We start from the raw sequence: 1,021 nt of genomic DNA on the forward strand, positions 1-1,021 counted from the left end.
CCAAGGCCGCCGAGGCCCGCGCCCAGGTCGTGCTCGCCGCCATGCGCGAGCAGGGCACGGTCACCGACAGCGAAATCGCCACCGCGCTGACCAGCCCGCAGGTGCGCGCCAAGAGCTACTGGACCGGGTCCGAGAACTATGTCGCCGATATGGTCATGCAGCGGCTGCCCGACCTCGTCGGCGCCATCACCGAGGATCTCGTGGTTGAAACCACCATCGATTTCGAGCTGCAGCGCGAGGCCGAAAAGGTGTTGCGCACGGCGCTTGAGGACAACGGCGCCAAGTTCGGCATCGGCCAGGGCGCCCTGGTCTCGCTCGACGGCACCGGCGCCGTCCGGGCGCTCATCGGCGGCCGCGAATACGCCACCAGCCAGTTCGACCGCGCCACCGATGCGCTGCGCCAGCCCGGCTCCGCCTTCAAGCCCTTTGTCTACACGGCCGCGCTCGAACAGGGCCGCACGCCGCTGTCGGTGCGCAACGACGCGCCGGTCCGGATCGGCAAGTGGACACCGGAAAACTATGACGGCAAATACCGTGGCGAGGTGACGCTGTCGGACGCTCTCGCCCATTCGCTCAACACGGTGGCGGCGCAGCTTGTCATGGAAGTGGGTCCCAAGACCGTGGTGCAGACCGCCCATCGCCTCGGCATCGAGGCGCCGCTCCAGGCCAATGCCTCGATCGCGCTCGGCACCTCCGAGGTCACGCTGATGGAGCTGACCGGCGCCTATGCGCCGTTCATGAACGGCGGCTACAAGGCCACGCCGCATGTCATCCGCCGGGTCTCCACCCAGGACGGCAAGGTGCTCTACGAGAATGCCTACGACAATCCGCCGCGGGTCATCGATCCGGCGATTGCGGCGATGATGAACCGCATGCTGGTGCGGGTCGTCGAGGAGGGAACCGGCCGCAAGGCGCGGCTCGACGGCTGGCCGGCGGCCGGCAAGACCGGGACCACCCAGTCCTACCGCGACGCGCTGTTCGTGGGCTACACCGCCAATCTCGTGACCGGCGTCTGGTTCGG

At 68.4% G+C, this 1,021-nt stretch carries 1 protein-coding gene; it reads left to right on the top strand.

What is annotated here, in order from left to right; all coding sequences use genetic code 11:
• Window positions 1-1,021: penicillin-binding transpeptidase domain-containing protein (locus tag LL06_RS24480; protein ID WP_035533266.1), on the top strand; the 1,021-nt coding region annotated here is incomplete at both ends.

This window comes from Hoeflea sp. BAL378 (assembly GCF_000759435.1).
Classification (GTDB): domain Bacteria; phylum Pseudomonadota; class Alphaproteobacteria; order Rhizobiales; family Rhizobiaceae; genus Hoeflea.